4 protein-coding genes are annotated in these 6322 nt (G+C 34.2%); all 4 read right to left on the minus strand.

Going from position 1 to position 6322, the window contains the following annotated elements; all coding sequences use genetic code 11:
- Positions 1-367: 367 nt before the first annotated feature.
- Positions 368-3391 carry an AsmA family protein gene (locus OCV81_RS17375; protein ID WP_148331097.1) on the minus strand — a complete coding sequence of 1008 codons (3024 nt, stop codon included), beginning with the start codon at positions 3389-3391 and terminating at the stop codon, positions 368-370.
- Positions 3392-3478: 87 nt separating this feature from the next.
- The gene (locus OCV81_RS17380; protein WP_148331098.1) at positions 3479-4846 is read right to left on the minus strand and encodes a tetratricopeptide repeat protein; all 1368 of its coding nucleotides are present in this window, start codon (positions 4844-4846) and stop codon (positions 3479-3481) included.
- A gap of 12 nt (positions 4847-4858) precedes the next feature.
- Complete coding sequence (locus tag OCV81_RS17385) at positions 4859-5851, minus strand: nuclear transport factor 2 family protein (protein WP_148331099.1); 993 nt, start codon at positions 5849-5851, stop codon at positions 4859-4861.
- Positions 5848-6322, minus strand: a 475-nt coding sequence (locus tag OCV81_RS17390; protein ID WP_262640532.1) for a hypothetical protein, incomplete at its 5' end; no start/stop codon positions are given. The genes OCV81_RS17390 and OCV81_RS17385, both read right to left, overlap by 4 nt.

Below are 6322 nucleotides of genomic sequence, written 5' to 3' on the forward strand. Positions count from 1 at the left end.
AGAAACATTTACTTTTACTCTATATTGTAATTTACACTTGATTATCAGTCGTTTGCAGTTTTATGATATTCTGTGAAAGTATAAGTTCGAGAGCCTGTCTCTCCGCTGAAACCTAAGACATTAGGTAGTCAATTTAAGACAAGTCCCGTAAAATCAACGTTTTACGGGACTTTTTCTATTTATCCGGTGGATAACCAAAAGACATTAAAATGCCCATTTCAGGCAAAGTTCCGTTACTAAATCGTTACAGAAAAATCGGGAAAATTTTCTGTAACGATTTTCGATAAGGCCATTGATTTGCAACTAAAAAATGAGTCATAAAATCGGCACTCAAGGTTACCTTTATTTGTAAAATATATCTTAGCTTCTATTGCATCTGATGTATAATTGCCTGACGAATCCGACTCAAACGTTTTTCAACTTCTGCGTCATATTGAATTCCTCCATCCTTAAACAAATCTTTATACTTACATTTGCGCAATTTATATTTAAATTGTCCTTCCTTGCCACTTAAATCTATTCCAAAATCAATGGGTATCGGTGAATCTAACAAATCCATGTGATAATTGTATGTAAGATCTATACTATGCTCCCCTCCCACAATCGCTTTATATCGATCCCATTGCAAGACAAAGGGTAATACTTCAATCTTCTTCTTATGCAATATTAAATTTGCCGATAACTTATCTATCTCATGTTTCTCCTTATTCTTAAATCGAAAACGACGTGCTATTTCTTTAAATGTTCCATTATCCATCAGAATCAGATTACGTCCATCCACAGAACAAATAGCATCGGTATTCCCCAATAATGGAAGCATTCTATTATCTACCGGACCAACTGCTGTCAATCGACAATTAACTAATCCATCCATAGTTTCTATTAAAGGGAATATGGTTTTTACAGTAGGAATCACTTCATGTACTTGCGCTACTAAAAAATCTTTTAACTTCAAATCAAAACAAGTAGTAACTTTATCCTTATGCAAACTATTATACAAAAGATCTAATTCGGCTTTTCCTAAGTTCGTACGTGTAGTTAAATGAGCCTTTAAAGCTTGATTTCTCACAAAAGCGCTTCCCTGCACATGCTGTAAATCTACATTCCTATAATTCATGTGATCAAGGTCAAATTGAAGTTCCAATGCAATATTTTTAGAAATATAAACAGGATGTTGCTTAAGTTTAATAGGTTCTTGCACATGCAACTGACTCTCTAAGTTATTCAAGTCTCCGAATGCCATCATCTTACTATTCTGTAACTTCTCGGAAGAGACTCCATAAGACAAAGTTCTCTCTAACTCATCATAATCGATATTAGCAGAAAGGATACGAAGGGAACCTTCTACCTGCGGTACACCACTTCTCTTATTTTTTGCATCAGCCACAGACAATGAACCAGACAGAAAGCAATCAGATTTACCAGCTTGCACATGAAGCCGATTCAATGTTAACTGATGATTCTGAAAACCTAAATAGGCATGATTGATACAAGTCAACATCGGAAACTGAGGGATATACATTTGAGAGCGTTCAAACTCCAGAACTCCCTTCAGATTATGCTTCTCACCTGTCCTTCGTTTTTCTTCTACAGGACGAATTTCAGAGATTAGTTGTATTTTATCAAAAATAAAAGCCTGTTGCCTATATGGATTTAAGAATCTCAACTTATCAGCCTTAAACATAAGTCCACCTTCCCCATTTAATAGATTATTTCCAATTGGTTTAACTCCCACATGTAATTCTAAATTCTGAATAGAGGTCCAGGCTGATGAATTATTCCATCTGGCATCCAACAATTTACAGTTCCAATGAGTAGTGATTGGAGAAACCTCATCCTTTCGCAATGAAATTGCCGTATTGGAACGTAAACGCAAATCAGACAAATTAACAAATAACTTTTTTTTATAAGACAGACACAATGTATCAATCTCAGCAACCCCAGAAAAGACTTCTGTCTGCTTTATAAAATCACTGGCATTTTTAGCGTAACCAAAATCTAAAGAAACATCAGGAATGAAAAAATGTATCTCTTTCTCTAAATGATCAAATACTACATTCTGTATTTTTAATTTTCCGGCTCCCTTTATTAAATGATAATTTTTTTTCCTCAACTCATTAACGGCACATCCCAATCTTGCATCTACCATCATCATCCCTGCCAATGTAATCTTCTTATCCATCAGGACCTTCTTTCCAATGTAATCAAAATTCAGATTCCCCTTTATACAAGCCTCTATATACGGATCACGAACAAAATTCATTACAGTTCCTTCCAGATTTATTTCACTCTGCATACCTTTTACAAAAAAACGATTCAATCTTAGGAAACATGAATCCGCACAGGCAGATGAATATTTCATCTCCAAATTTAATTGAATATTCTCTAAATCCTCCCTTAATTCTGCCCAATGAAACCTACCTTGTTCCAAACTACCTTGAATGTGTAAATCTGGCAAGGAATCCTTTTTCATAGCACCGTGAATTGTACCCTTCAAAATGGTTGTTCCATCTATTTGATAATCTTCTTTTATTGGGAAATAATCAGATGGAATAAAAGCTATCAGGTCTTTTAAACTAGATGCTCCCAAATCAAATTGTAAATCAATAAATGGTACTTGTTTCCTTTTCAAGTTCATAATTTTTCCTTCCAAATTGAATGGAAAGTCATTTATTTTAAAGTGAGCATCTGACAATTCAACACCGGCATGTTCTTTATCTAACTTAACATGACAAAACAAATCAAATGAAATAGAGTCCAATGGTAACCCTGTACCTTGCATCACAGGAGAAGAAACCGACAATGAAATATCAGAAAAACCTTGCCCCAGCTTTCCTTCAATCAATATATCAGCATTTTTACAATTATAAATTTGTTTCCGGTGAGGTATTTTTAGTTTAATATCACCCTGCGAAATCTGCAATCTATCTATTTCCGACAAAAGTTTAGAAGCTAATTTATGCCCTTTCTTTTTTGTTAACTTAGGTATTGGTTCCTCAGCATTATAAACCAACTCTAGATTTTCTACTAAAATATTATCAATACTAATAACATGTTCCTTCCACAACTTAAGTAACTGAATAGATCCCGATATTTTTTTAAACTTTCCAGCAAATGGTGCTTCTGCATTTATAGACTTATCTTGTATTTGAAAACTTCCATCCTTTACTACAATCTCTATAAATGGCCAATTATCCCAATAACTCAAATCCACTCTTTCACAACAAAATTCCACATTAGCACGTCTATTAATTTCGCGAGTAACTAATTCAGACAATTGTTCCGGTGTTAAAAGCTTATATTTCAAATAACAAAATATCCCTCCGGAAAGCATAAGAAGCAAAACCAAGAGTGATAAGAAAACTTTTATTATTATACGAACAAATTTCATACTAATGATTCTTATTTTAACATAAAACGGCAGAGATGTACGTACCACCTCTACCGTTCCTATACTTGATTTATTAATCTCTAAACATCAAAAACAAAAACCTACACCAAACACATGTCGAGATCTGCTTATCTTATCTTCATATTCTTTAGAGACGGAAAAACGTAACTGGTAAGTATAGCGCAATACTAATGGACCTATTTTACCTAAAAGACCGACTTCTGCTGATATAGCACTATAAAGTTTAAAAGAAGGATCCTTTTTGTCTGAATTTTGATTGCCATCATTATCGCTCAAAGAAGAATCTTCATCCGATTCAATATAAGGATTGCCATCTTCATCCACAAATTCACCGACTCCGGTATATCCCGGACCAAAAAAGATCCATACAGGAAATTTACGCACAGGATTTATAGTCCATCCAAAAGATAAATTCATTTCGGCCTCCAACTGTTTGCTATAATCTTTCTGCAACGCCTTAAAAAGATCTGGATGAAAACTCAAACTAAAATATCCTCCAACCTTACGCTGCCGATACTTTCCTATAGTTATACCAATAGGTGCACTTTTACTATATTCATAAGCATAGACCTGCACGCGCTGATTTCTACTTTGCTGCATTACACGAATATTTTTAGCTTTCTCACTTGCCTGTACAGCATTTCCACAGTTCTGGTCTACAACTCTCTGATACAATTCTAAAGCTTTCTCATATTCCCCGTCCTCATAATACACTTCAGCCGCATCATAATATTTATTACAATCTGTATCAAAATAACGAATACATTCATAACGCTTGTTGGAAGCATTCGTATCAGATGGATTCAATTCCAATATCCTTCCATAATACATGCTAGCTTTTTCATAATCCAATAATTGATAAGCTTCTGCTGCCTTATCTTGACACACGATAATTGTATCAATCGATGCAATCAGTTCATCCAAATTAGAATCTGCAGGACAATCAGAACATTCTTTGGCTATACTATACTGCTCTTTAGCCTCCCCATACATACATTTCTGGAAAAAATCTGTGCCTCGTTTTCTGTACTCGTAATAACATCCATAAACGAACTCTACATCCGGGTCTACCAACTTATATTGTTTCAGTTCTTTTGGATTTAATTCTGCCATAATCAACACAGGAGCATATTCTGAAGTGCGAATTATTAATTTACGTCCACGATACCTTTTCCCTGTTTGAAAACGTAAATAGTAATACATTTCTTCACCTTTCTGTTCCGTATTATACACATCAACTACTTTATCATGACTAGACTCAAAAGTCAAAGAAATATTTGCCGGACAAGAAATAACCATACCAGCCTCGGTATCCTTTCCAGAAAAAACATTCAATCCAGAACTAACATCTTTCACTTCCAGATTACGCTGTGCAAACGATGTAAAAACTGTACTAATCACACAAATCAATAAAAAAATCAATCGCTTTTTCATAGCATTTCAAATTTAATCATTAACTAACGAACGAACAATATCAAAATCTCCTAAATTAAAAACTTCATCTCGAGCTAGAACTTTTCCGTCAAGTTTTTCTGGCTGCCAAGTACGTACCTGGATCAACGGATGTAACTCATCTTGAAAATCAATCATCAAGAATACAAAACCAACATCACGATACTGATCTGAATTCCATTCCTGTTTCAGTGTAACCCCATAAATATCAGTTAATTTCGGATGCTGTATAACCTCTACTTCATCAAATATAACGTTCAAATACTTATTGGATGCAAATACCTTCTTCAAATTAGAAATGTATTCCTTTTTAGTACGCTTCTGATAGACAATTTTCTCAGTTCCAAGTGATTGTAATGTATAATCTGACTTTGGTTTTTCCTTAATAGCTTTGCCTGTAATAATCAAAGCATTGTCACTAAATACTGATTCAATGTATTTTAAGTCTTTCCGATTATAAGAAGTTCTATAATTTTCTACAAAGTCAACGATAACCTGACGACGATATAAATCAGACACAGATTCATGTTCTGACATAATTTCCTGATATTTATGCTCGTTTATGGCTATTGCCACTCCATCAATTATCCCCCGATCTGTTAAACTGATTACCACTTCCTGATCCTTTACAGAATCATTGGCAGCCATCATAGTTACAGGTATATTACGCACTTGGTATCCTGAAGCCGTTTGAATACAAATTTCTTCAATTTGTGAAACCGGACAGGCCATCGGACTAGTCTTCCACATTTCTCGAATTTCCTTACGAGCATCCTTCGTAATATTATCACCCTCAATATCTGGTTTATCACCTGTCATTACGGCCTTGTTGCATTCTTGTAAAAGCCATGACACATTATTTTCAATTGCTTGTTTTAACAAACCATCATCTATCCCATCGGTTAAAACCAATTTCGTTTGCTCCAGTTGTGCAAAGCTAATTACTGGAAACATCGTTAAAAATAATATCAATCTTATCACCTTCATAGTAATAAACTTTTTATAAAATGTTGTGGTATATTTGAATAAAAATCAGCTTTCAAAACAGGAGTTTTCATAAACAATTGATTCTCATTTATTTCCACCCTTAATAAATGAATGTAATTTAATTTTTTATGATTAAAAACTACTATTGTTTCTAGATTTCCCTGTTTATTCCTTCCTGTATGACAGGCCGTTATAAAATCTTTCTCGAAATATGCAAGGAAATTAAGCAGTGGTATAGAAATTACTGGAGTAAAATACCCATACTTCCTATGAGTGATCTGCAAAATTTTTCCTTCTCCATTCGCATAAGTCAAAAACAGATTATTTAATGAATACTCCGGATATTGCTTCTGAAACACTGGAGTGTATTCTTTTCCTTTTTTCATATACCTCAAATCCGCAACTACGCGCCTATATGATACAGAAGCGAAAATAATCTGCATCGTTAGTAAAAAGGGGGCACAGTGCATC

The sequence above is a fragment of the Phocaeicola fibrisolvens genome (assembly GCF_025567125.1).
GTDB classification, from domain to species: Bacteria; Bacteroidota; Bacteroidia; order Bacteroidales; family Bacteroidaceae; genus Phocaeicola; species Phocaeicola fibrisolvens.

Coding starts and splice junctions, on each gene's coding strand:
- OCV81_RS17375 (WP_148331097.1), bottom strand. CDS start 3,391: ATGAAATTTGTTCGTATAATAATAAAAGTTTTCTTATCACTCTTGGTT.
- OCV81_RS17385 (WP_148331099.1), bottom strand. CDS start 5,851: ATGAAGGTGATAAGATTGATATTATTTTTAACGATGTTTCCAGTAATT.
- OCV81_RS17380 (WP_148331098.1), bottom strand. CDS start 4,846: ATGAAAAAGCGATTGATTTTTTTATTGATTTGTGTGATTAGTACAGTT.